The organism is Dehalococcoidia bacterium, from assembly GCA_041653995.1.
In the GTDB taxonomy this organism is placed as follows: domain Bacteria; phylum Chloroflexota; class Dehalococcoidia; order GIF9; family UBA5629; genus CAIMUM01.
In genome coordinates, this window is sequence record JBAZEK010000001.1 from 324,778 (window position 1) to 346,292 (window position 21,515).

Consider the following 21,515-nt stretch of genomic DNA (forward strand, 5'->3'; position numbering starts at 1 on the left):
AATAAAAAGGGCGGATGCTGCCCGGTGGGCCCGGACTCTCAGGCGGGCGAAGCTACAAATTTTCGATCTCGTCTTTGAGCGCCCGTAAATAGCCGCTCTCGCTGACGGTCCGTATGACACGGCCTTTCTTAAATATAGCGCCCCTGCCTTTGCCGCAGGCTATGCCCAGGTCTGCTGCCTTTGCTTCGCCCGGGCCGTTGACCACACAGCCCATGACGGCGATTCTAACGGGCTTGTCGATAGAGTCGAGATAATTGCTGACCTTGACGGCCAGATCCACTATATCGTACTCGCTGCGCCCGCAGGACGGACAGCTTATCAGCACCGGTCCCCGCTGACGCAGGTTAAGGGATTTCAGAATCTCGTACGCGGTGAACACCTCTTCGCGCGGATATGAGCTGAGCGAGACCCTGATGGTATCGCCTATGCCATCGTACAGTAGTATGCCGATCCCTGCTGCGCTCCTGATAACGCCGGTGCGGGGTAGCCCGGCTTCAGTTATGCCCAGGTGCAGCGGGTATGCGGTCTTCCCGGCGATACTGCGGTAGGCCTCGATGGAAGTGGGCACATCGAAGGACTTGAGCGCAATTTTGATCAGGCCGAAATCCATGCTCTCGAGCAGTCGGACCTCTTCCATCGCTGTATCGACCATGTAACCTGCAACCGAGCGACCCGGCTTTTTACCGGGGGGAAGGCTGCCGGAATTAACGCCTATGCGTATAGGCACTTCTCTCGTTTTAGCCTCAGCCACGACTTTACGGATCTGCTGTTTATCGCGGATATTGCCGGGATTGATGCGAAGACCATCGGCGCCGCCGGCCAGGGCCGCCAGGGCCAGGCGGTAATCGAAATGTATATCAGCAATCAGAGGGATGGAAATGCCTCGTTTTATCTTTGTAATGGCCGCCGCGGCCTGTTGATCCGGGACGGCCACACGGATTATTTCACAGCCGCAATCTTCCAGCTCCCTGATCTGATTGATGGTGGATCGCGCGTCTCGTGTATCCGTTTTGGACATTGACTGTATCGATACAGGGGCGCCGCCGCCTATGATCACGCTGCCCAGCCGTATCGGTTTGGAGACGCGCCGCTTCTTCAAGGCAGCAAGCTTTCTCCGCGGATGATGCGGGCGACGTCGAAATAGCTGATCACAATGATAAGCAGTATCATGGCCAGGAATCCTATCATATGAACCAGGCCTTCCTTTTGAGGCGAAATCCTTTTGCCCCGCCTTGCCCATTCAAGCAGAACAAAAACAAGCCTGCCGCCGTCCAGGCCCGGTATCGGCAGCAGGTTAAATATACCCAGGTTGATGCTGATGAGGGCGGCAAACTCCAGCAGCGGGCTGATGCCGGCTTTGATTACCTCTCCCGTCAGCTGTGCAATAGCTATAGGCCCGGCAAGCTGCGGCGCAGTGCTCCTGACGAACCAGCTCATGACTTCGTTCTTGAAAAGTATGAGGATCTCCCAGCTGTGTACAACGCTGGTGGGCAGCGCCTGCCAGAAAGGCATGGATTCCACTACCGTGGTCATGTCGGACGAGGTAAGCACGACTCCTGTGGCGCCCTGCCCCTGTGGTGGGACCCAGCGTGGAGTTAAAGATAGGACTTGCCGGCTGGCATCGGGCTTCTGGATGACCATGGCCGTATCATTGCCCAGGTTCAACTGTATTTGGTAACTCAGATCGGCACGGTTTTTTATGGTATGCCCGTTTACCTCTACTATCCTGTCGCCTGCCTGGATGCCCGCCGCTTGAGCTGGCGAGCCGGCGGCCACCTCCTTTATCAACACGTTCTCAATGGTGACGTCATGCGGTATCATGAAACTTACAGTGAAGAGAACGATCGGCAGAAGAATGTTCAGCAGCGATCCGGAGACGAGTACGAAAAATCTTGTGCCGATGCTTTTACTGGCCAGGCTGCCCGGCGTTGAGGGGTCTTCTTCCCCCAGAAGGCGTGTGAAACCTCCGAACGGTATCCAGTTGATGGAGTAAATGGTCTCTCCGTATTTAAACCCCCAGATCCTGGGAGGCAGGCCCAGGCCGAATTCCTCGACCTTTACCTTCGACATTTTGGCGGCGGCGAAATGTCCTATCTCGTGAGTGAGGATCAGTACGATCAGCAGAACTACAAAAACCACGATGGTCAATATCATTAAATATCCTTCCTTGCTACTTTTAGGGCTGTATCACATGCCCACCTGTCCGACCGGAAAATATCCTCGATTCCGGGATTTGAAACCGGCCTGTGCATATGCAGGGTTTTCTCTATTATTGTAGCAATTTCCGTGAAGTCGATACTATTGTTAAGAAACAGGTTAACGGCTGTTTCATCCGCGGCGCATAACACGGCAGGATATGTATCCCCCAGCTTTGCCGCCTCCAGCGCGAGCTTGAGGCAGGGATAATTCACGTAATTGACCGGCTCAAAGGTGAGGGTATGCATCCCGCTGAAATCCATCGACTTTATTTGCGGATTGGGCATTCTTTGCGGATAAAACAGCGCATATTGAATAGGCAAATGCATATCAGGGATGCTCAGCTGTGCCTTGATGGAGCCGTCCTTGAACTCGACCATGGAATGAATGATGCTCTGCCTGTGTATGATGACCTCGATCTTTTTATAGGGCAGGTCAAAGAGCCAATGCGCCTCCATCACCTCCAGGCCTTTATTGAAAAGCGTGGCTGAATCCACGGTGACCTTTTTACCCATTTTCCAGGTGGGGTGGTTCAAAGCCTGCGCTGCAGTTACCCCGCGCAGCTTCTTTACAGGCCAGCCGATGAAGGGACCTCCCGAGGCTGTCAGAAGGAGCCTGGACACACCGGAAGCTTCGCCCTGCAAGCACTGCCAGACCGCGCTGTGCTCGCTGTCTATGGGCAGGATAGTGCCTCCATGTCTGGCAGCAAGCTGCTTCAACAGGGATCCTGCCATGACCAGTATCTCCTTATTGGCGATAGCTACGGTCTTCCCAATCCGGAGGGCAGCCATGGCCGGTTTCAAGCCGGCCTTGCCCGTCGTAGCAACAATGACCATATCCACATCCGGATGTACGGCCATTTCCTCCATCTTTACGGGCGCCGTGCCCCCGGGTAATTTTAAAGTGGGTGAGCAAAATGCGAACAGCGGTTTGAATTCGCGGACCTGTTGCAGCAGCAGTTTGGTGTCGTTGCCGCATGCCAGCCCTGTTACCTGCAGTTTGTCTGGAAAGATGCGGATGATATCCAGGGTTTGCTGGCCGATGGACCCGGTCGATCCCAGCACGACAATGTTTTTGACTTTGTTTTTCATCGCGTTAACTTGACATCAGCATAATCTTACAGCAAATCGATTGCACCGACCATTGTAAGATGAGGTGAGTATAAAGCAAGCCCCGGCGAAATCTGTTAATGTAGTTTAACAGTGCCGGGGCTTGCTTTACCCGATGTAATATCAATGAATGGTCGATGTTGATTACATCTGTGGTAGTTCCAGTATGAGGAAGCCCGCCACGACGAGGATTATGAAAATGGTCAGCAGAATCATATATATGACGGACAGGACAATGCCCCAGATGAGCATCGACCTGGCTTTCTTTGGATCTTTATCTTTATTGACCGCCCAGGCGATGATACCGCCTATCCAGCACCAACCGCCGAAAAGCAGCGGCAGTATAACCAGCAGCCACCATGCGCCACTAACCGGCCTGACCGCAGGTGTTGTGTCGACAGCTACAGGCACATCACTCTTAGCCATAAACAGTTTATTGGCGCAGGTCGGACAGTATACTTTTTCCTGAAGCTCCGTCCTGCAAGCGATGCAAACCATTTTACCACAACTCACACATGCTCCAACCGCATCTTTGCCAGGGTGATAAGAACAATCAGCCATAAAAGCCCTCCTCCAGCTAAATCAGCTATAAGTATGCATATTATAGACAACGTAAACGCCCAATGCAATTAAAAATTATTGCATCCTCGTGTATAATAATATTCTGTTGAAGGAGGTAGCAAAAACCGGGGGAAACCGACCTTTAACTGATTCTCCGTCTGTACAGGGTAACTATAGCAGCCATTGCGTAAAGAACTTGAGGAGGACATACAATGCCGAAGCAGAAAATTCTGAATTGCCCTTTAAAATTTACCAGCAAGACACTGGAAGCGGATGGTTTCGTAAAGAAGGAAACCTGTTTATGTGATGAGGATGGTTGCGCATGGTGGAGGCCCACCACAAATATGTGTGCGGTCAACAACCTGATCGAGGTTATGAACAAACTCGAATTAACTGCTGGGCTGCAGCTCAAAACCCTTTTACCCGATTTCCAATCCAGGACCACCATAGTCGACGTTGAGCGATAACGTCTGATAATGCCTGTGTCACAACTCAGGCGAGGCCACGCCAGCCTGTCTGGCAGGCGGAGATAGAGTGATTTGAGTTATAATGTAGCGCGAAATTAAACAATCAAGGAGGTCTTATGGCTTACGATACACTATTACTGGAAAGGGAGGGTGCGGTAGGAATCATTACCTTAAACAGGCCGCCGGTAAACCCGTTCAATTACGCGGCAATCGACAACCTTGGTAAGGCATATGCCGAACTGGAGAATGACAAGTCTGTCCGGTCTATTATCATTACCGGCGGGGGTGAGAAGGCCTTTTCCGCCGGCTTTGATATCTCCAGCTTCGCCGATCCCATGAACATCTGGTTGCCCAGATTGGGGCATATGGTTTTCAGCCGCATTGAGAGGGGTCCCAAGCCGGTTGTTGCCGCCATCAACGGCTTTGCCCTCGGCGGGGGATTTGAACTGGCCATGGCCTGCCATTTTAGAGTAATGGTCGAAGCCGAAAAGGCGACACTCGGCCTGCCGGAGATCAACCTCGGTATCATACCGGGCTGGGGCGGCACGCAGAGACTGCCCAGGCTGATCGGGCGCACTCGGGCGCTGGAGATCGCACTTATGGGCAGGAGAATCAATGCCAAAGAGGCTTTCGAATGGGGTCTGCTGAACAAGGTATCCAAGCCGGGCGAAACGCTCAAAGACGCCAAGGAAATGGCCACCGCACTGAGCAAGCGGGCGCCGCTCGCCCTCAAGGCTATTTTGAACGCAGTGGTGCTGGGTGTGGATACCAATATGGCGGCGGGTCTTGATATTGAGCTGGAAGGCTCGAGGATGGTTGGAATGTCCAAAGATGCTATGGAAGGGATGACTGCGTTTATGGAAAAACGCGACGCCAAATTCACGGGTGAATAAATAAATAACATACAGGAGATACGTATCAATGAAAGCTGCAGACGTTAAGACAATCACGGTAGTTGGATCCGGCGACATGGGACACGGCATCGCCGAGGTTGCCGCCATGGCCGGCTACAAAGTCAACATGTACGACATCAAACAGGAATTCGTTGACAAGGGCATGGGTAAGATAAAAGATAGTCTTACCAAGCAGGTCTCCAAGCAGAAGATGACGCAGGAAGCCATGGACAAGATCATGGGCCTGCTAAAAGGCTTCACGGTGTTGAAGGACGCGCTTAAAGACGCGGATTTCATGATCGAGGCAGCCCCGGAGATCATGGAGCTCAAGCAGAAGATATTCAAGGAATGCGATGAGAACGCTCCCAAGCATGCCATTTTGACCACTAATACATCCAACATGAGCATCACCAAAATCGCCTCGGCCACCAATCGACCCGATAAAGTCGCTGGGCTGCACTTCTTCAACCCCGTGGCCATGATGACCCTGGCAGAGGTGATCAGGGGCGAGAAGACATCCAATGAGACCATGGATGTAACCTACGACCTGATGAAGACCTGGAAGAATTTCAGGGGAGCCATGGTGCCTATCAGGGTTGAAAAAGACACCCCGAGCTTCGTTTATAACAGGCTGGGCGCACCGGCTGCTCTGTATATGTCAGAGCTGCTGGAGAAAGGCGTGGTGACCCCGGAAGCAGCCGACGCGAAGGTTAAATCCCTCGGGATACCCATGGGCCCGTTCGAGACGTTTGATTTCGTGGGTCTCGACGTGATGTACCACAGCCAGGAATACCTGGCCGGAGTGCTCTCACCCGAATATAAGCCGCGCAGCTGGCTTGAGAAGAAAATGAAATCCGGCGAGCTGGGAAAGAAGACGGGCAAAGGGCTCTTCGATTGGTCGGCCGGACGTCCGGCCATCGATGTAAGCAAGGCCGATCCTAATTTCGATCCCATGGACATTATCTGCCTGCAGGTCAATGAGGGTACCAAGCTGATCGAGGCAGGTGTTATCAAGACTCCCGCCGAGATAGACCTGGCCATGGTGCACGGCGGCGGCGGCATGTTCGGCCCCTTTGCACTGGCCAAGGGCATGGGATGGGACAAAGTCGCTGAGAAATGCGAGGCCGTAGCCAAGAAGACAGGCATCAAACAATTCATGCCTACTGAGACCTTGAAGAAAGGCAATATCACTATCTAAGTAGAGATACTGTAAAACACAGGCGGGGTTGGTTGCCGGGCGTTAATCCGATGCCGTGGAAAGCGGCCAGTGGTTAGCCTGGCAGCCAACCCTGATTATTTACCAGAACGATCAAGTAGTATGCCACGGGAGCGATGAGCAGGTGGCTGTCGATGCGGTCGAGAAAACCACCGTGACCGGGCAATAAACTGCCGGTATCCTTGGTGTGCATGTTCCGTTTCAAAAGAGATTCCACCAGGTCTCCGATCTCTGCAAGTACACCGATGATCAATCCTGCTGCAACCATCTGCCAGTAATAAAGCGGTAGCTTAAATGCGATCGCTAAAATAACGGCGGTTATGATGGAGAATGCCAGGCCCCCGGCCGCTCCCTCCCATGTTTTCCCGGGGCTTACGGATGCTGCCAGAGCATGTTTTCCCAGGTTGCTGCCTACAACATAGGCGCCTACATCACAAAGCGCTGTGCATGATAGTACCAGGAAAAGCCAGCCCATGCCGTTGTCCATCTGCCGGATCGTTACATAGTAGGAAAGCAGCCATCCCGTGTACAGGATACCGGCTACGGTCCAACCCCAGTTGATAAAAGCGTTATCCTTGTTTGATCTGAACAGCAGCCAGATAAGCGGAACAAGCGTCATCAGTGACAATAGAAGCGGCAGAATAAAATCGTGGGGATACGGCAGAAAGGACAGGTTGTACTGCTGTATGTAGGCGTTAACTATCAGCAGGACGGCAAATACCATGCCGAACCAGCTTAGCGGCTGTACTCCCCGGGCTCTTACAATTCGATAGAACTCGATGCAGGCCAAAACTGCTACTATAGATGCGGCGGCCACCAGTGGGATGCCGCCCAGTATGATCAAAACCGCAACAATGGCGGCCAATACAAGTCCGGTTACAATTCGCTTGACTATCATTTCCCTTAAAAGCTAATGGCCGGCAGCGGGCAGCCAACAGGTCCGAAGGCGGTTAAGCCCCGGAGAGGGTTTTATACCTCCAGAATCTCAGCTTCCTTGCCTTTGCCTATCCTGTTGACGTTATCGATATAGCTGTCTGTGAGCTTCTGTATCTGCTCGGAGGCTCGTATACTCTGATCCTGGGAGATCTCCTTATTTTTCTCAGATGCTTTTAGCTCTTCGACAGCTTCCCGGCGAATATTACGCACGGCCACCCGCGATTCCTCAAGTCTCTTATGTACAATCTTGATCAAATCTTTTCGCCTATCCTCTGTAAGAGCCGGGATGGAGATTCTGATGTTGTTGCCGTCGTTGATGGGGTTAAGCCCTAAATCGGATTTCAATATAGCTTTGTCGATAGTGTTGATGATAGTGCGGTCCCAGGGATGTATGGAGATAGTTTTGGGGTCTGGGACCGAGATGGAAGCAAGTTGTATCAGCGGTGTTAAAACACCGAAGTAGTCGACTTTGATATGTTCGACCAGGGCAGGAGACGCGCGCCCGGTTCGGATGGATGACAATTCCTTATTCAAAGCTTCGATGCACTTTTTCATCCTGGAGTCAGCATTCTTCAGTATCTTATCCGTCATTCCTTATCCTCACTGGTGACCCTTGTCCCGATATCTTCTCCCTCGATGACTCTGATTATACTGTCCTTTTCCTGTGAATCGAATACAATTATAGGCAGTTTGTTCTGCTGGCACAATGAAAAAGCTGTGATATCCATTACCTCAAGTTGAAGGGCGAGCGCTTCCCTGTGCGTAAGGTGCCGGTATTTCTTGGCTTTCGGATTCTTCCTGGGATCGGAATCGTAAATGCCGTCCACCCTGTTCTTGGCTACCAGCAACACGTCAGCGTTGATCTCGATGGCGCGTAATGCAGCAGCCGTATCCGTGGTCATATAGGGATTTCCCGTGCCGCCTGCAAAGATTACTACGCGTTTTTTCTCGAGGTGACGTATGGCTCTTCTGCGGATGTGTGGCTCGGCTATGGCCTGGACCGTGATAGCTGACTGGGTCCTGCTGACGACGTGGTTGTTTTCCAGGGCGTCTTGAAGGGCCAGTGCATTGATAATGGTTGCCAGCATTCCGGCATAGTCGGCCGTAGCCCGGTCCATGCCGGCAGCCTCAGCGGCTGCGCCCCTCCAGAAATTGCCGCCGCCCACCACGATCGCCACCTCTATTCCCTGTTCGTTGACTTTTTTAATCTGTTTGGCTATTAAATCCAGTATGAGAGGATCAATACCGAAACTGCTATCCCCCATGAGGGCTTCGCCGCTCAGCTTAAGGAGTACTCTTTTAGAATTTGTCTTTCGGGTAGACAATTTCAATAGCCCAGTTCAAAACGTACGAACCTGCGGATTCTAATATTCTCACCTGTTTTTGCAACTGTCTCGGTTATTATATCCTGTATCGATTTGGCCGGATCTTTGATAAAGGGTTGAAGCAGCAGGCATATTGTTGCCGGATCTTCCTCATTACCTGCGGGCAGATCGTCCTTGGAAATATACTGGGGCGCCATAGCGGAGACCTGCAGCGCTATATTATGCGCAAGTTCCTTGAATTCCGGAGTACGGGCCACAAAATCGGTCTCACAATTCAGTTCAATCATGACTCCCAGATGGTTGCCCGTGTGCACGTAACACTCGATCACGCCCTGCTCGGCCGACCGTTCGGATTTTTTCTTGGCAATTGACAGCCCGCGTTCCGTGATAATCGCGCAGGCTTTATCGAAATTGCCCCCGGCTTCGGTCAGGGCTTTCTTGCAATCCATTACACCGGCCCCTGTTTTCTGCCGGAGCTCTTTAACTGTATTTGCTGAGATATCCAAATCAGTCCTCCTTTGGCATCGTGAGAGCTATTCGCTCAAAGTAACAGTGATAAGCGGGAATGAGGAAATCAGGGCGAGGTTATCTCTGCTGCGACCGGTTCCTCGGTTTCCTCTTCCTTGGTCTCTCCCGCTTCGGCAAGCATCTTGCCTTCGAGGACGGCATCAGCGATATGCATGCAGATAACTTTGATGGCCTTGATAGCATCGTCGTTTGCCGGGACGATGTAATCGATTCCGTCGGGATTGCAGTTGGTGTCAACCGTAGCCACAAGTTTCACGCCGACTTTCCGGGCTTCGCTTAGGGCGATTTTCTCCTTGGTCGGATCGATGATAAAGATAGCGCCCGGCAGGGCTGTCATTTCCTTGAAGCCGCCCATTAGCCTGTTGAGCTTGGCCATCTCCTTCTCAACCTTCAATTTATCTTTCTTTGACATATAGTCAAGCTCGCCCCTCGAGTTCTTGTCCTCCAGCCTGACCAGGTAATCGATTCTCCCCTGTATGGTGTTGAAATTGGTAAGCATGCCGCCCAGCCAGCGCTGGTTGACATAATACATCCCACACCTCTTAGCCTCTTCTTCGATTATATCCTGGGCCTGCTTTTTGGTGCCGACAAACATGATAGTCTGACCGTTGCTGACCATGTCCCTCACAAATGCGCAGGCCTTGTTCAGCAGCGTGACCGTCTGTTCGAGGTCGATGATATGTATGCCGTTTCTTTGCGTGAAGATATAGTTCTTCATTTTAGGATGCCAATGCCCGGTCTGGTGACCGAAATGGGCGCCGGCTTCCAAGAGTTGCTTGACCGTAACTGAATCTGCCAAATTCTGTTAACCTCCTGAAACAAGAGAGAGTCGCTTATTCAAAACCGGTGAAAAGTATAACATAACAATAGTCTCAGGGCAATTTGGTGCAACAGGCAAACAAAAATCCCCTGCCCGGTCGCGGGCAGGGGATTCTGTTAAATTGCGAATCTGTTATTTGAGGCCTATTTGCTGTGCAACGAGTTCCCTGTGGAAATCGGTGCTGCCGTAAACTGTATCGGCCGCCTTGGCTCTCTGGAAGTACAGCGGGGCGTCATGATCGTAGCTCGTACCGATGCCGCCGTGAAGCTTTACGCCCAGGGCTGTGACCGTCTTGTATGCCTCGTTGATATAAGCCTTGGCCATGGAAGCTTCCTTGGCGCTGGGTAGATCGTTGGATTCCATCCAGGCCGCCTCGTAAAGCAGATACCTGCTGGTGCCCATGGTCATCCACATATCGGACATCTTGTGCTGCAGTGCCTGGAAGGCGCCGATGGGCCTGTCGTACTGCACGCGCTCTTTGGCATATGCCACGGTCATCTCGACCACGGTCGTAAGTCCACCCAGGGACTCCGCGGATTTAAGGATGGAGCCCTTGCGGATGATCGTCTGAAGAATCGACCAGCCCTTGTCAACCTTGCCCAGAACGTTCTTGGCCGGGACGGCCACGTCTTTGAATACCACTTCGCAGAGGTGATCGTGGGCAATAGTGGGTATAACCTCGGTCTTGATGCCGGACGATTTGGCATCCACCAGGAAAAGGGTGATGCCGTCTTCGCCACTGCCGTCCTTGGTCCTGGCTACGACGATCATATTGTCGGCCACGTGGGCGCTATCGACGAATACCTTGGTGCCGTTCAGTATGTAATCATTGCCCTTAGGTGCGGCTTTAAGAGTGATGCCGGATGCGTCGAACAGGCCGTTTTCCTCAAACCAGGCCAGTGTGAGGATGCAGTTGCCGTTGGAGATCTTGGGCAGCAGGTCTTTCTTCATCTCATCGGAGCCTGCTTCTACGATCGCGAAGGTATTGACAACCGTGCTGATGTAGGGCCCGGGAAGGATATTCTTGCCGACCTCTTCGATGTGCATGGTCAGATCTTCGAAGGAGTATCCCATCCCCTCGTAATCTTCCGGGATATTAAAGCCAAGCCAGCCCAGCTCGGCCATTTTCTGCCACAACGCGGGGTCGTAACCCTTAGGATCTTTTGCCAGCTCTCTGACCTTGGCCTTGGGGCATTCCTTGGTGAGGAAATCCCTGGCTGACTTTTTCAAAATCTCTTGCTGTTCTGTAAATCTGAGATCCATATTTCCTCCTTACTAATTACGCATCCTGATTATTTCATCCGGGGAAGGCCGAGGCCGTACCAGGCAATGATGTTGCGCTGGATTTCGTTGGTGCCCATCGACACTATAGGCACGAAGCAGCCCTGGTAGGTATACGCGGGGCCGCCGTTCATCTTGGCAAATTTAGAGTGCTCGGCCTGGCCATAGGGTCCTAAAATGTCGCAAGCTACGTGAGCGTATTTTTCCATAAGTTCGCTGGCGAAGACTTTTACTGCGGCAGCGTCCATCAGACCCATCTCATTCCTGTTCTGCTGGTCGGCTACGCGATAGGCCAGTGTGCGCACGGCCTCGAGCTGGCATGCCATATCTGCTACCTTATTTCTTACCATGGGGTCCCTTGACAGAAGCTGTCCGCCGCGTTTAGTTTCATTGCAGTAGTTGACCAGCTCTTCCACGCCCCTGACCAATCCGTAAACCATATCGAGGTTGGACCTTTCGAAGCCAGCCAGCACGTTGACCACGGCCCAGCCTTCGTTCTCCTGTCCGACGATATACTTGGTGGGGATGTGCACGTCATCTAGGTAAACTTCATTATATACGTGGGAGCCGCTCATGTAGGGTATGCCCTTTACTGTGATGCCGGGGCTTTTCATATCGCACAGCATAAAGGTGAGGTTGTGGTGCTTCTTGGCGTTGGGGTCCGATTTGTAGACGCCGAATGCCCAGTCGGCAAAATGAGCGCCGGTGTTCCAGGTCTTCTGGCCATTGACGATAAATTCGTCGCCCTTGCGCACTGCTGACGACTGCAGTCCCGCCAGGTCCGATCCTGAGTTGGGTTCGCTCCAGAGTTCGCAGAACATGAGTTCGGCGTTGGCAATTTTGGGCAGGAACTCCTTCTTTATCTCTTCGCTGCCTGCAGCAAGCAGGGTCGGGGCAAGCATAGACACGCCGAAGATATCGGAGCCGGCAAGGTCGTAATAGCCGCGCGCCTCGGCGAAGAGAACCTTGTCCATCATTTCACCGGTTCCGCCGTATTCCTTGGGCCAACCGAGAGCAAGCCAGCCTCTTTTGGCGAACTCTTTGGCGCAGTACCGGTGGAAATTCCAGCCTTCTTCGGTGTCGAACTGGCTTTCGAAGCCAACCCAACTCTTGGGCTTCTTCTTGTCCAGTTCTGCGCAGACCTTGTAACACTCCTTTCTGTGTTCTATCTGTTTGTCCGTCAGTCTAAAGTCCATGGTTCCTCCTTATTATTAATTCGTATTTTTGTACTAAATTAATAGTTTCCCGCTTTATACCCGTAGCCTGTGAATTGGCTCACATCAATGACCGTGCTTTAAAACCGTATTATTATAATTAAAACCGACCGATAATTAAAGTCAGCTAATAATTTGGGCTGCAGTCACCGGCGCTTGATTGCTCCGTCAATCACTATTTTAATATCTCGATAATTCGATATTTGAGTACTCCTGAAGGGGCCGTCACTTCCAGCGCTTCGCCGGCTTCTTTATTGAAAAGTGCCTGCCCCATCGGTGAACTAAGTGAGATCTTACCCTGCTGGATATTGGCCTCTTTGGAGCTGACCAGCGTGTACTGTATTCTCTCGCCTGATTCCACGAAAGATATAATAACCGTATCCCCCATCGTTATTCTGTGGCTTTTCTCCTCCGGCGACTCGATCACTTTAGCGCGCTTCAGCGTGTTCTCCAGGTCGCGTATCTGTCCCTCGACATGGCCCTGTTTTTCGCGCGCAGCCTCCAGCGGCGCGTTTTCGCGGAAGTCTTTGTCCGCCGCAGCCCTTCTTAACTCCTCACTGATCTTCGGCCTCTCTTCTTTCAGCGCATCCAGCTTCCGCTTCAATTCCTCATGCCCTTCCCTGGTGAGAATTATGGGTTCCTCGACTTTAACTGCACCCGGTGTTTGTTGTCTGACGGACGGCTTTTTCACCCTGATATGCGGCGCCAGATTGGACGAAGTCATGCCCTGTTTATAGCAGAATGATAGAAAAGCCTTTATAGTGTTGAGATGTTCTATAGTCTGGGAAGTACCTGAGTGGAATTGTTCGGAATAGCTGGACGTTGCCTGTCCGGTCAGGTCGATGATGGGTCTGTCCAGGCCATACCAGCGTGTGAATTTAAGCAGTTCCTGCTGAGTCCCCGGGGCTGATTCGGTTGATACAGTTGAGAGGAACCGGGTGGCAGCTTCGCCGAGACTGGTTCCAGGATTGACTGGCAATGGCTTTTGTTTCGAGGGCATTTTTCGCTAAACCGGTAAATATTAATACGGCATCGAGCAAGTTGTCAATCTTATTAACAGGCTGGATTGAGCTTTAGCAACCTGTGCGGTTTGACGGGTTACATACCCGCAAAGAAGCTGTAGCCGATTAATTTATACGCCAGTTTGGCGGCTGTAAAGGAGCAAGAAGCAGGCCCCTGATCGGGGCAAAGCTCCACCAGGTCAAATCCCACTATTTTCCTTTTTTCCGCCACAGCCCTCAGCAAACTGAGGATATCACTCCAGCCCATGCCGCCCGGCTCGGGCGTGCCTACCGCAGCCATGATGGAAGGGTCCAGAACGTCAAGGTCGATGGTGATATAGACATTTTTCAACAGTGAATCGATGATATTGGAATGGGACAGGTTGAGACTATTATTATCGACTATGAAAGTTGATAAGCCCCTGGACTTGATAAACTCATGTTCTTCAAGGCTCATACTGCGAATGCCGACCTGTGTCACCGGACATATCTCAAGCGCCCGCCGCATAACGCAGCCGTGCCCGAACTTTGTGCCGAGGTATTGATCGCGCAGGTCGGCATGCGCGTCAAGCTGCAGCACCGAGAAGTCGGCGTACTGCTGGTTATATGCTTTAATCGATCCATAGCTGATAGAGTGTTCGCCGCCCAGCATTACGATAAATTTGTTCGCATCGAGCAGCGATTTTACAGTGCTGTATACACGCTCGGCCATGGCTTCAGGGCTGTCCATAACGGGCTCGATGCCGGGAAGTGTATGTATTCCCATGCTGTAGAGCTCTTTGCCGAGCTCGATATCGTACCATTCCAGATAGTAAGATGCTTCGATGATGGCCCTGGGGCCGTTGCGTGTGCCGCTGTGCCATTCCGTTGTGCCGTCGTAGGGCACGGGCAGCACTGCCACACGGGAGGATTTGTAATCGGAGTGTGGAGAAGGTAGCCCGGCGAAATTGCCCGGTTGGCTCAACAGATGGCTGATTTCGCTCATATCGAGTTGACTTCAAGGACTTCCCGGCATTCTTTGAGCTCTCCCGGCTCCCATTCGCGCCGCACCAGACAACTCCTCATCCTTGTCAATTCGAATTTATCCCGCATATCCCTGATGATACGTTCCGCATCAAAATCCTTGCAGGAGAATACATCGATGTTGATGAAGGCGCGTTCAACGAAGGTGTGCAGGCTTATATGGCTCTCCGCTATAAATACAAGGCCGGATACTCCCCAGTCCTCGGGTTTGGCGCCTGAGTATCTGAATACAATCGGGTCCGATATCTTGGTCATGCCTATCTTACCCGGGTAGGCGTTAAGCAGATCGTGAATGAAGCTCTCATCCTGGAGTATCGTTTTATTTTTTCCAAATCCATCAATTATCAGGTGCATTTTATCTCCTACAGCATGATTTTTCTTAATTCAAACAGGGCGGCGATGGCAGCCCTCTGCTTAATCTGCAGCCGTGTTCCGGGATAGGTCCGCTGGAATGTGTATGTTTTCTTGCCGTCGTCGATTCCTATCAGGATGGTTCCCAGCTTATGGACAGCATCACCATTCTCAATGACGCCGGCCAGTCCGACACCGACTGAAGTATCGAATTCCCGCCTGACTGAAGTGGCCATCTCGCGAACGGCTTCCGGGCTCAGCGGTCCATATCGGGATATCACGTTCTTGTCGATGCCGCATCTTTCTCCCAGCTCAGAGCGGTTAATCACTATACCACATTTAAAAAATTGTGAGCCACCCGGCACATTGGTTATAGTGTTGGCCAGTATGCCGCCGGTATCGGTTTCCATTGTGGAGAGGCTCATATTTTTCTTGATGAATAAATCCGCGATGATCGTCTCAAGCGTATCGGTATCCGTGCCCCAGATATAATCGCCCACGAGGGGACGTATTTCATCGGTGGTGGTTTTTACCAGATGCTTGGCCTGATCCAGGGAATCGGCTTTAGCTGCGATGCGAAGGTGAATGCCGTCGGGCTTGGCGTAAATGCCTACAGTGGGATTACGGGCAAGCAGAAATGACTTCGTAATCTCCCCCAGTTTAGCCTCGCTGAGGCTGAATGTTTTTACGGTGCTGGAATAAATGACAGCTGCGCAGAACTCGCGCTGCAGCCTTGGCGCCACAACGCTCGACCACATCTGCTGCATCTCACCGGGAGGTCCGGGCATTGCGATGATAACGTGTCTGTCTCGCTCCACCCACCAGCCGGGCGCCGTACCACGCGGATTGGGGATGACCTGGCAGGACGGGATAACGGCGGCCTGCTTTATATTGCTCTCAGGCATCTCCATATTGAAATGCTTGAAAAGCTCCTTGAACTGCGCAACCAGTGACTGGTCTATCGATATGGGTTCCTGGAAAAAGTCTGCGATTGCTTCGCGTGTAATGTCATCCTCAGTCGGTCCCAGTCCACCCGTTGTAATGATGATGTCGGACCTCTGCCAGGCGTGATTGAGAGTCTCGATGAGCCTTTGCCTGTTGTCGCCCACGGTGGATATAAAATGCAGATCTATGCCGAGTAAAGGCAATTGGCTGGCCAGATAAGCGGCGTTCAGATCCGTTATCTCGCCGAGCAGTAACTCAGTGCCGATCGAAATTACTTCTGCCTTCATCTAACGACATAATATCCCTGTTAACATTTATTGGCTGTAACACCCAGGTACTTTTCAACCAGGTCCATGGCGCAATATTCCCCGCACATGCTGCAGGCGCGCCCCTTCACCGCATATTTAGACCTTATTTCTTTGGCCTTATCGGTATCGATGGATAACTCGGCCTGTGCATCCCAGTCCAGGTGTTTGCGGGCCGTGGACATCCGGCGGTCCCAATCGGCAGCCTTACCCTGGCTCCTGACGATATCTGCCGCGTGAGCGGCTATGCGGGAAGCGATAACTCCATTTCTGACGTCCTCGGAGTCGGGAAGTGAAAGATGCTCGGCAGGTGTCACATAGCAGAGGAAATCCGCTCCGTATGCGCCAGCAATGGCACCGCCGATAGCACCGGTGATATGATCGTAGCCAGCGCCTACGTCGGTAACCAGGGGTCCCAGTACATAAAAAGGCGCGCCTTTGCACAGGCTCTTCTGCAACTGCATATTCATCCCGATATGATTCAGCGGCAGGTGTCCCGGCCCTTCAACCATGACCTGTACTCCCGCCTTCCAGGCGCGCTCCACCAGCTCACCCAGCGTGACCAATTCCTGTATCTGGGGACGGTCGGAGGCATCGGCCAGGCTGCCCGGCCTCATGCCGTCGCCCAGGCTGAGAGTAACATCATACCTGGCGGCTATATCGAGCAGCCTATCGTAGTGTTCATAAAGAGGGTTCTCTTTTTCGTGATAAAGCATCCAGCCAAGCAGAAAAGCCCCTCCGCGTGATACCACGTCTGTGACACGTCGCTGGCTCTTTAAGGATCGTATGGCGCTTTGAGTAACACCGCAGTGGACTGTTACAAAGTCAACACCTTCGGCGGCCTGTTCCTCGATGGCTTTAAATATATCATCCGCAGTAGCCTTAACTATAGGCCCGTACTTTTGGCCGGCCTCTACCATAGCCTGGTAGATGGGGACCGTGCCTATGGGAACGCTGCTCTGCTTTAAAATGGCACGGCGCACTGCCCTGATATCGCCGCCGGTGCTGAGGTCCATGACCGTATCGGCGCCGTATTTAATCGACACACGGAGCTTCTCCAGTTCACCTGCCATAGTGCCCACATCTGATGAAGTACCGATATTGGCATTAACCTTGATTTTCAGCCCTTTGCCTATCCCGCAGACACCGCTTATCGGGTGATTTACATTGGCGGGGATGACAGCGCTGCCCGATGCTATGTTCTGACAGAGGCAATCGGCATCCAGTTGCTCTGCGAAAGCAACCTTTTTCATCTCGGGAGAGACGATGCCTTTTTTTGCCTGCTCTATTTGTGTCATTGTATTAAAAATAAAAAACCAAGAGTCGCCGTCTTACAAGCGTAACCCTTGGCTGTTACCGCTTCCCTACGCTCGAATTACCGAGAGCAGGTTTCAAGGGTTCTCCGGTCGAACGGAGTCTCAGCCTGCCAGTCTAAGCACCCCCAGCGGCTAATTTAATTATTAGCAATGGTTAATATAGCATGGCAACGCTTTAAAATACAAGTAAAAGCGTGATTCTTGATTCTATCTATATCTGCTCCTGCTGATAAGAGCAATGATGCCGAACACGATTATGGCTATGATTAAAGCAATGATAGTCAAGGCGATGGCGATCACCAGAGGCGAGGCCGCTCTGGATTCAAATTGCCAGGAGTTCGACCATTGGCCGATTTCTCCCGCATCATTGACCGCCCGCACCCGCCAGTAATAAGTGCCTGTATCGGGCAGCATGGACCGCTGCAGGTTGAACGATGTTGTGGTGATATCGTCTTTCTGCATGGCTGTTCCGGCGAAATCCGGCGATATTGATATCTGAAGTGAGTATTTCATCCCCGTGGTATCAGTATTTGCCGACCATCCCAGTACGGCAAGGGAAGCATCGGCGCCGCCTGACTGCGGTGCGGGACCGATTCCGAGCAGACTACCGGGTGATTTAAATAATCCTGTTATAGTATCTATCACTGAATTATAGTTATAAAAAGTTGCGCCGGGGCCGGGAGAGAGAAGCTGAAGCGATGGCGGCGGCAGGGAGCCGGACGTGTAGCTGGCCTGCGCAAGGCCACCCTTGTTGCCGGCGGCCTCTATTGTGTGCGTTTTGCCCGCCTTGGAAGGCGCTTTCATGGTCAGGGTGAAACTGCCCCGGGCATCAGTGGTAGTGGTTGCATCCGTCGCCGACCTATCATATTTAATGGCGATTATCTCATCTGCGTTGAATCCGCTGCCGTCAATTCTCACATCCCTGCTGCCGATGACGGTACTGGGCATAAGTTGAATACTGGATGTGACCTCAAATTCGAGGTCGGGCACGATACCGATGGGTGTAAAGCTGCTGCCGTAAACACCCAGTACATGCCGTCCCTTAACGGAGGGCGGCACGGTGATGACGTAGCTGAATGTGCCGTTGGGCTGAGCCACCACGTTAGTATCAATTATGGGGCCGTCCCACGTGAATGTCAGGCCATCTTCTCCGGGTCTAAAACCGACACCCGTAATGGTTACCCTGGTTCCGACCGGGCCTGATGCCGGTGTTGATTTACAGAAGGGAGATACAGTGAATACCAGATCAGGAACTTCGCCCGGGCCTGTAGAGGGGCTGATGGCGTTTATAATGTATTCGCCCTTCGGCACCGTGGGCACATCGAACTGGGCGCTCCATGAGCCTGTTTTGTCAGCCTGAATCGGCGATTTGGACAGGGGAGTGCCGTCCCAGTTGAATTTGATTTCGCTTTCGTTAGGCGCAAAGCCGTAGCCGAAAATATAGATGCGAGTATTGATCTTACCCCAGGGCGGCTCACACAGGATGCTGGGGCGGACTGAAAAATTGGAAGTTGCCGTGATATTCGACCAGTTGCTGTCATCGGTCACTTTCACTACATGAATGCCCTTGGATGCGGTAGGGACATCGAATTTATGGTTGATCTCTCCAGATTTGGAGATGGGGACGTTTTGCACCAGTTTTTTATCATCCCAGTAAATCGTCGCCATCTTGCCGATGAACCCGTCCCCGGTGATGGTTATCTTCGTACCCATCTTGCCCGAGTCAGGATTCAGCGTGATCGACGTTGCATAGACGCGGGAGGGCATCATCAATATGATCGACAGCATAATGGGAAGCAACGCTGCGGCGAAAAATAGAATCCCGGGGGTAACAGAGGTTTTAATGTTGCGGTATTCAAATACCATTACAATCTCCATAATCGGCAGATACTTATGAATCAAGTGTAAGCTTATAATAAAAAAGATGATAAATCAATTGTTTAAACGTGATGGCCGCTGGTTTGACACTGCTTACCTATGTTGATAGACTTTTACAGCAGTTTCAGCCCCTTCTGGCTGCTTTACGTATTCATGGCCCCGTGGTGTAGCGGTCTAACATGCCACCCTGTCACGGTGGAGATCGTGGGTTCGAATCCCATCGGGGTCGTGTCCAATTTTTTCCATGCTTGACACCCATCTGCTTTTTCTATAGCATTGCCGTCATCCGAAAAGCTACGTATAATCGATTATGAGGGCATTATGATCGATACAGCGATAGTTACAGTGCTGGCAATAGCGGCCTTTTTTCTGGGCGCCTGCCCTTTTTCATTGTGGATCGGCAGGTTAAAGCTGCGAAAGGATATAAGGAACTTCGGCGACGGCAATCCCGGAGCGACCAACGTTTTTAGAGCAGGCGGAAAAGTCTGGGGTGTCGTTGCACTGATAGCGGACATACTCAAGAGCATGCCCTTTGTCTTTATAGCTCTGTGCGTGCTTAATTATTCTCAGTCGGTTGGCTACATTGTCGCTGTTTGCGCGGTGCTCGGACATGCGTATTCCCCTTTCCTGGGATTTCACGGCGGAAAGGCGCTGGCGGTATTCGCCGGGACCCTGGTAGCCCTGAGCCGATGGGACATCATCATCTGCCTGGCTATACTGTTCTTTATCGGATTTCTCTTCATAAACAACGATGCCTGGACGGTCATGTGCGGACTGGCCGGAACACTGGTGTACCTGTCGCTGACAGGTGCGGATACCTGGGAAATAGCTTTTATGGCCTGCATTACTGCCATTCTTCTGATCAAGCACTTGCAGGGATTGAAGAAATCACCCGGCACTTCGGGGCGATTGCGAAGCTGGATCAGGTCCAGAAGGAAAACAGCCTGACATAATATTTTAGGATCGGGATCAATTGATATATCAACTTTTTGTACTGGCCGGCCTGGCATTATTCTTTATTAACCTTATCCTAAACCTGGCTGCCCTGAAAAGGCCCTCCCGGAAGGCGGCTGTTCCCCCGGACCAGCCTCTTGTGTCTGTCCTGATCCCGGCCAGAAATGAAGAGGAGAACATAGGCAGGTGCCTTGCCTCGGTCTTGAATCAGGATTATCCCAACTTCGAAGTGCTTGTGCTCGATGATAACTCCTCCGACCGAACGGCAGAGATAGTAGGCGGGATAGGCGAAAATGATAAGAGGCTGCAATTAATAAAAGGTAAGCCACTGCCCGACGGATGGGCCGGGAAATGCTTCGCCTGCCACCAGCTTTCACAGAATGCACGCGGGAGCTGGCTGCTTTTCATCGACGCTGATACGGTCAGCCGGTCTCACATGATCAGGAGTACGCTTCAGCTGGCAATTTTGAATAATGCCGCTATGCTTTCCGGATTTCCCCGGCAGAAGGTCTCCGGTATAACGCAGAAGATTGTTATCCCTATCCTTTTCTATTTCCTTGTCATGAGCTGGTTCCCGCTCTGGTTATTCCATTCATGGAAGAAGCCGGGGCCGACACTGGCCATCGGGCAATTCCTGCTGTTTAAACGCGAAGATTACCTGGGGCTCGGGGGACACGAATCGGTTAAATCGAGGATCATGGAGGACGTCTGGTTCGGCATCGAGATGCACAAACATGGGCGGCGTATTCTCTCGGTCAACCTGAGCGGGGTATTGACCACTAAAATGTATTCCAATATGGGGACCATGGCAGAGGGGTGCATCAAGTGGTTTTACTCGGTGTCAGCCCTCTCTCCGCTGGTTATGGTCGGGTCAGTCCTGATAGCCTATATATTTTTTCTGGCGCCTTTTTACTGGGCATGTGCACGTCCGATCAATGCACTGATTGCAGAAGGCTTCGTTATGGATTGGGGTGTCATTGTGCAGGTGCAGGTGGTGGTCATACTGCTGATGAGGGTTATTACGGACATATACTTCAGGGGATCAAAGATCTCGTTTCTATTTCACCCGCTGGGCATCAGCTTCCTTATCCTTGCGGTGATCGTCGGAGCCTCACGCCGGGCCCTGGGTGCGGGCGTGGCCTGGAAAGATAGGGTTTACCAGAGCATTTCGAATATAAAGTAGAAGTTGCAGCCGA

At 52.0% G+C, this 21,515-nt stretch carries 22 protein-coding genes, 1 tRNA gene and 1 riboswitch; of the genes, 6 read left to right on the top strand and 17 right to left on the bottom strand.

Going from position 1 to position 21,515, the window contains the following annotated elements; translation table 11 throughout:
* Nucleotides 1-52 precede the first annotated feature (52 nt).
* From ispG to WC359_01535, 4 genes are all read right to left on the bottom strand, one after another.
* Entirely contained in the window at nucleotides 53-1,099 is a 1,047-nt protein-coding gene (gene ispG / locus WC359_01520; protein MFA5399111.1) for a flavodoxin-dependent (E)-4-hydroxy-3-methylbut-2-enyl-diphosphate synthase, read from the bottom strand.
* Nucleotides 1,096-2,154, bottom strand: a complete 1,059-nt coding sequence (locus tag WC359_01525; GenBank protein MFA5399112.1) for a M50 family metallopeptidase — start codon at nucleotides 2,152-2,154, stop codon at nucleotides 1,096-1,098. The genes ispG and WC359_01525 overlap by 4 nt, the downstream gene beginning before the upstream one ends.
* The gene (gene dxr, locus WC359_01530) at nucleotides 2,154-3,287 is read right to left on the bottom strand and encodes a 1-deoxy-D-xylulose-5-phosphate reductoisomerase (GenBank protein MFA5399113.1); all 1,134 of its coding nucleotides are present in this window, start codon (nucleotides 3,285-3,287) and stop codon (nucleotides 2,154-2,156) included. The genes WC359_01525 and dxr overlap by 1 nt, the downstream gene beginning before the upstream one ends.
* A 162-nt stretch (nucleotides 3,288-3,449) precedes the next feature.
* Nucleotides 3,450-3,866: a hypothetical protein gene (locus WC359_01535; protein MFA5399114.1), complete on the bottom strand. Its 417-nt coding sequence runs from the start codon at nucleotides 3,864-3,866 to the stop codon at nucleotides 3,450-3,452.
* A gap of 212 nt (nucleotides 3,867-4,078) precedes the next feature.
* Between WC359_01535 and WC359_01540 the strand changes: the two genes are divergently transcribed.
* The 3 genes from WC359_01540 to WC359_01550 all read left to right on the top strand — a co-directional run bounded on the left by WC359_01540 (nucleotide 4,079) and on the right by WC359_01550 (nucleotide 6,424).
* The gene (locus tag WC359_01540) at nucleotides 4,079-4,333 is read left to right on the top strand and encodes a hypothetical protein (protein ID MFA5399115.1); all 255 of its coding nucleotides are present in this window, start codon (nucleotides 4,079-4,081) and stop codon (nucleotides 4,331-4,333) included.
* A gap of 116 nt (nucleotides 4,334-4,449) precedes the next feature.
* A complete protein-coding gene (locus WC359_01545) occupies nucleotides 4,450-5,226 on the top strand; it encodes an enoyl-CoA hydratase-related protein (GenBank protein ID MFA5399116.1) in 777 nt (258 codons plus the stop codon).
* A gap of 28 nt (nucleotides 5,227-5,254) precedes the next feature.
* The gene (locus tag WC359_01550) at nucleotides 5,255-6,424 is read left to right on the top strand and encodes a 3-hydroxyacyl-CoA dehydrogenase family protein (GenBank protein MFA5399117.1); all 1,170 of its coding nucleotides are present in this window, start codon (nucleotides 5,255-5,257) and stop codon (nucleotides 6,422-6,424) included.
* Between the two features lie 73 nt (nucleotides 6,425-6,497).
* On the opposite strand, the gene WC359_01555 is transcribed toward WC359_01550, so the two are convergent.
* The 13 genes from WC359_01555 to WC359_01615 all read right to left on the bottom strand — a co-directional run bounded on the left by WC359_01555 (nucleotide 6,498) and on the right by WC359_01615 (nucleotide 19,353).
* Entirely contained in the window at nucleotides 6,498-7,340 is an 843-nt protein-coding gene (locus WC359_01555; GenBank protein MFA5399118.1) for a phosphatidate cytidylyltransferase, read from the bottom strand.
* 71 nt (nucleotides 7,341-7,411) lie between these two features.
* Complete coding sequence (gene frr, locus WC359_01560) at nucleotides 7,412-7,969, bottom strand: ribosome recycling factor (protein MFA5399119.1); 558 nt, start codon at nucleotides 7,967-7,969, stop codon at nucleotides 7,412-7,414.
* Complete coding sequence (pyrH, locus tag WC359_01565; protein MFA5399120.1) at nucleotides 7,966-8,703, bottom strand: UMP kinase; 738 nt, start codon at nucleotides 8,701-8,703, stop codon at nucleotides 7,966-7,968. Before pyrH ends, frr begins: the two co-directional genes overlap by 4 nt.
* A 2-nt stretch (nucleotides 8,704-8,705) precedes the next feature.
* Nucleotides 8,706-9,209, bottom strand: coding sequence for a translation elongation factor Ts (gene tsf, locus WC359_01570; GenBank protein MFA5399121.1), 504 nt, complete (start codon nucleotides 9,207-9,209; stop codon nucleotides 8,706-8,708).
* A gap of 68 nt (nucleotides 9,210-9,277) precedes the next feature.
* Complete coding sequence (gene rpsB, locus WC359_01575; GenBank protein MFA5399122.1) at nucleotides 9,278-10,030, bottom strand: 30S ribosomal protein S2; 753 nt, start codon at nucleotides 10,028-10,030, stop codon at nucleotides 9,278-9,280.
* A gap of 153 nt (nucleotides 10,031-10,183) precedes the next feature.
* A complete protein-coding gene (locus tag WC359_01580) occupies nucleotides 10,184-11,314 on the bottom strand; it encodes an acyl-CoA dehydrogenase family protein (protein MFA5399123.1) in 1,131 nt (376 codons plus the stop codon).
* Between the two features lie 29 nt (nucleotides 11,315-11,343).
* Nucleotides 11,344-12,528, bottom strand: coding sequence for an acyl-CoA dehydrogenase family protein (locus WC359_01585; GenBank protein ID MFA5399124.1), 1,185 nt, complete (start codon nucleotides 12,526-12,528; stop codon nucleotides 11,344-11,346).
* Nucleotides 12,529-12,721: 193 nt separating this feature from the next.
* Nucleotides 12,722-13,546, bottom strand: coding sequence for a transcription elongation factor GreA (greA, locus tag WC359_01590; GenBank protein MFA5399125.1), 825 nt, complete (start codon nucleotides 13,544-13,546; stop codon nucleotides 12,722-12,724).
* 98 nt (nucleotides 13,547-13,644) lie between these two features.
* Nucleotides 13,645-14,532, bottom strand: coding sequence for an agmatinase (gene speB, locus WC359_01595; GenBank protein MFA5399126.1), 888 nt, complete (start codon nucleotides 14,530-14,532; stop codon nucleotides 13,645-13,647).
* A complete protein-coding gene (locus WC359_01600; protein ID MFA5399127.1) occupies nucleotides 14,529-14,924 on the bottom strand; it encodes an S-adenosylmethionine decarboxylase in 396 nt (131 codons plus the stop codon). The genes speB and WC359_01600 overlap by 4 nt, the downstream gene beginning before the upstream one ends.
* A gap of 8 nt (nucleotides 14,925-14,932) precedes the next feature.
* Nucleotides 14,933-16,153 (bottom strand): CinA family nicotinamide mononucleotide deamidase-related protein, encoded by a 1,221-nt coding sequence (locus WC359_01605; protein MFA5399128.1) that lies wholly within the window; start codon nucleotides 16,151-16,153, stop codon nucleotides 14,933-14,935.
* Between the two features lie 20 nt (nucleotides 16,154-16,173).
* Complete coding sequence (thiC, locus tag WC359_01610; protein MFA5399129.1) at nucleotides 16,174-17,469, bottom strand: phosphomethylpyrimidine synthase ThiC; 1,296 nt, start codon at nucleotides 17,467-17,469, stop codon at nucleotides 16,174-16,176.
* 46 nt (nucleotides 17,470-17,515) lie between these two features.
* Nucleotides 17,516-17,624, bottom strand: a riboswitch (TPP riboswitch).
* Between the two features lie 70 nt (nucleotides 17,625-17,694).
* Entirely contained in the window at nucleotides 17,695-19,353 is a 1,659-nt protein-coding gene (locus WC359_01615; protein ID MFA5399130.1) for a hypothetical protein, read from the bottom strand.
* A gap of 167 nt (nucleotides 19,354-19,520) precedes the next feature.
* On the opposite strand from WC359_01615, the gene WC359_01620 reads away from it, so the two are divergent.
* From WC359_01620 to WC359_01630, 3 genes are all read left to right on the top strand, one after another.
* Nucleotides 19,521-19,594: transfer RNA gene (locus tag WC359_01620), tRNA-Asp, on the top strand.
* 92 nt (nucleotides 19,595-19,686) lie between these two features.
* Nucleotides 19,687-20,313, top strand: a complete 627-nt coding sequence (locus WC359_01625) for a glycerol-3-phosphate acyltransferase (protein MFA5399131.1) — start codon at nucleotides 19,687-19,689, stop codon at nucleotides 20,311-20,313.
* Between the two features lie 25 nt (nucleotides 20,314-20,338).
* Nucleotides 20,339-21,502: a glycosyltransferase gene (locus WC359_01630; protein MFA5399132.1), complete on the top strand. Its 1,164-nt coding sequence runs from the start codon at nucleotides 20,339-20,341 to the stop codon at nucleotides 21,500-21,502.
* Nucleotides 21,503-21,515 lie beyond the last annotated feature (13 nt).

Excerpts from the sequence above, each read along its gene's own strand:
- WC359_01625 (MFA5399131.1), top strand. The coding sequence starts at position 19,687 with ATGATCGATACAGCGATAGTTACAGTGCTGGCAATAGCGGCCTTTTTT.
- WC359_01580 (MFA5399123.1), bottom strand. The coding sequence starts at position 11,314 with ATGGATCTCAGATTTACAGAACAGCAAGAGATTTTGAAAAAGTCAGCC.
- WC359_01605 (MFA5399128.1), bottom strand. The coding sequence starts at position 16,153 with ATGAAGGCAGAAGTAATTTCGATCGGCACTGAGTTACTGCTCGGCGAG.
- thiC (MFA5399129.1), bottom strand. The coding sequence starts at position 17,469 with ATGACACAAATAGAGCAGGCAAAAAAAGGCATCGTCTCTCCCGAGATG.
- greA (MFA5399125.1), bottom strand. The coding sequence starts at position 13,546 with ATGCCCTCGAAACAAAAGCCATTGCCAGTCAATCCTGGAACCAGTCTC.
- WC359_01525 (MFA5399112.1), bottom strand. The coding sequence starts at position 2,154 with ATGATATTGACCATCGTGGTTTTTGTAGTTCTGCTGATCGTACTGATC.
- WC359_01555 (MFA5399118.1), bottom strand. The coding sequence starts at position 7,340 with ATGATAGTCAAGCGAATTGTAACCGGACTTGTATTGGCCGCCATTGTT.
- speB (MFA5399126.1), bottom strand. The coding sequence starts at position 14,532 with ATGAGCGAAATCAGCCATCTGTTGAGCCAACCGGGCAATTTCGCCGGG.
- WC359_01600 (MFA5399127.1), bottom strand. The coding sequence starts at position 14,924 with ATGCACCTGATAATTGATGGATTTGGAAAAAATAAAACGATACTCCAG.
- WC359_01585 (MFA5399124.1), bottom strand. The coding sequence starts at position 12,528 with ATGGACTTTAGACTGACGGACAAACAGATAGAACACAGAAAGGAGTGT.
- WC359_01535 (MFA5399114.1), bottom strand. The coding sequence starts at position 3,866 with ATGGCTGATTGTTCTTATCACCCTGGCAAAGATGCGGTTGGAGCATGT.
- WC359_01540 (MFA5399115.1), top strand. The coding sequence starts at position 4,079 with ATGCCGAAGCAGAAAATTCTGAATTGCCCTTTAAAATTTACCAGCAAG.
- WC359_01545 (MFA5399116.1), top strand. The coding sequence starts at position 4,450 with ATGGCTTACGATACACTATTACTGGAAAGGGAGGGTGCGGTAGGAATC.
- WC359_01615 (MFA5399130.1), bottom strand. The coding sequence starts at position 19,353 with ATGGTATTTGAATACCGCAACATTAAAACCTCTGTTACCCCCGGGATT.
- WC359_01550 (MFA5399117.1), top strand. The coding sequence starts at position 5,255 with ATGAAAGCTGCAGACGTTAAGACAATCACGGTAGTTGGATCCGGCGAC.
- frr (MFA5399119.1), bottom strand. The coding sequence starts at position 7,969 with ATGACGGATAAGATACTGAAGAATGCTGACTCCAGGATGAAAAAGTGC.
- dxr (MFA5399113.1), bottom strand. The coding sequence starts at position 3,287 with ATGAAAAACAAAGTCAAAAACATTGTCGTGCTGGGATCGACCGGGTCC.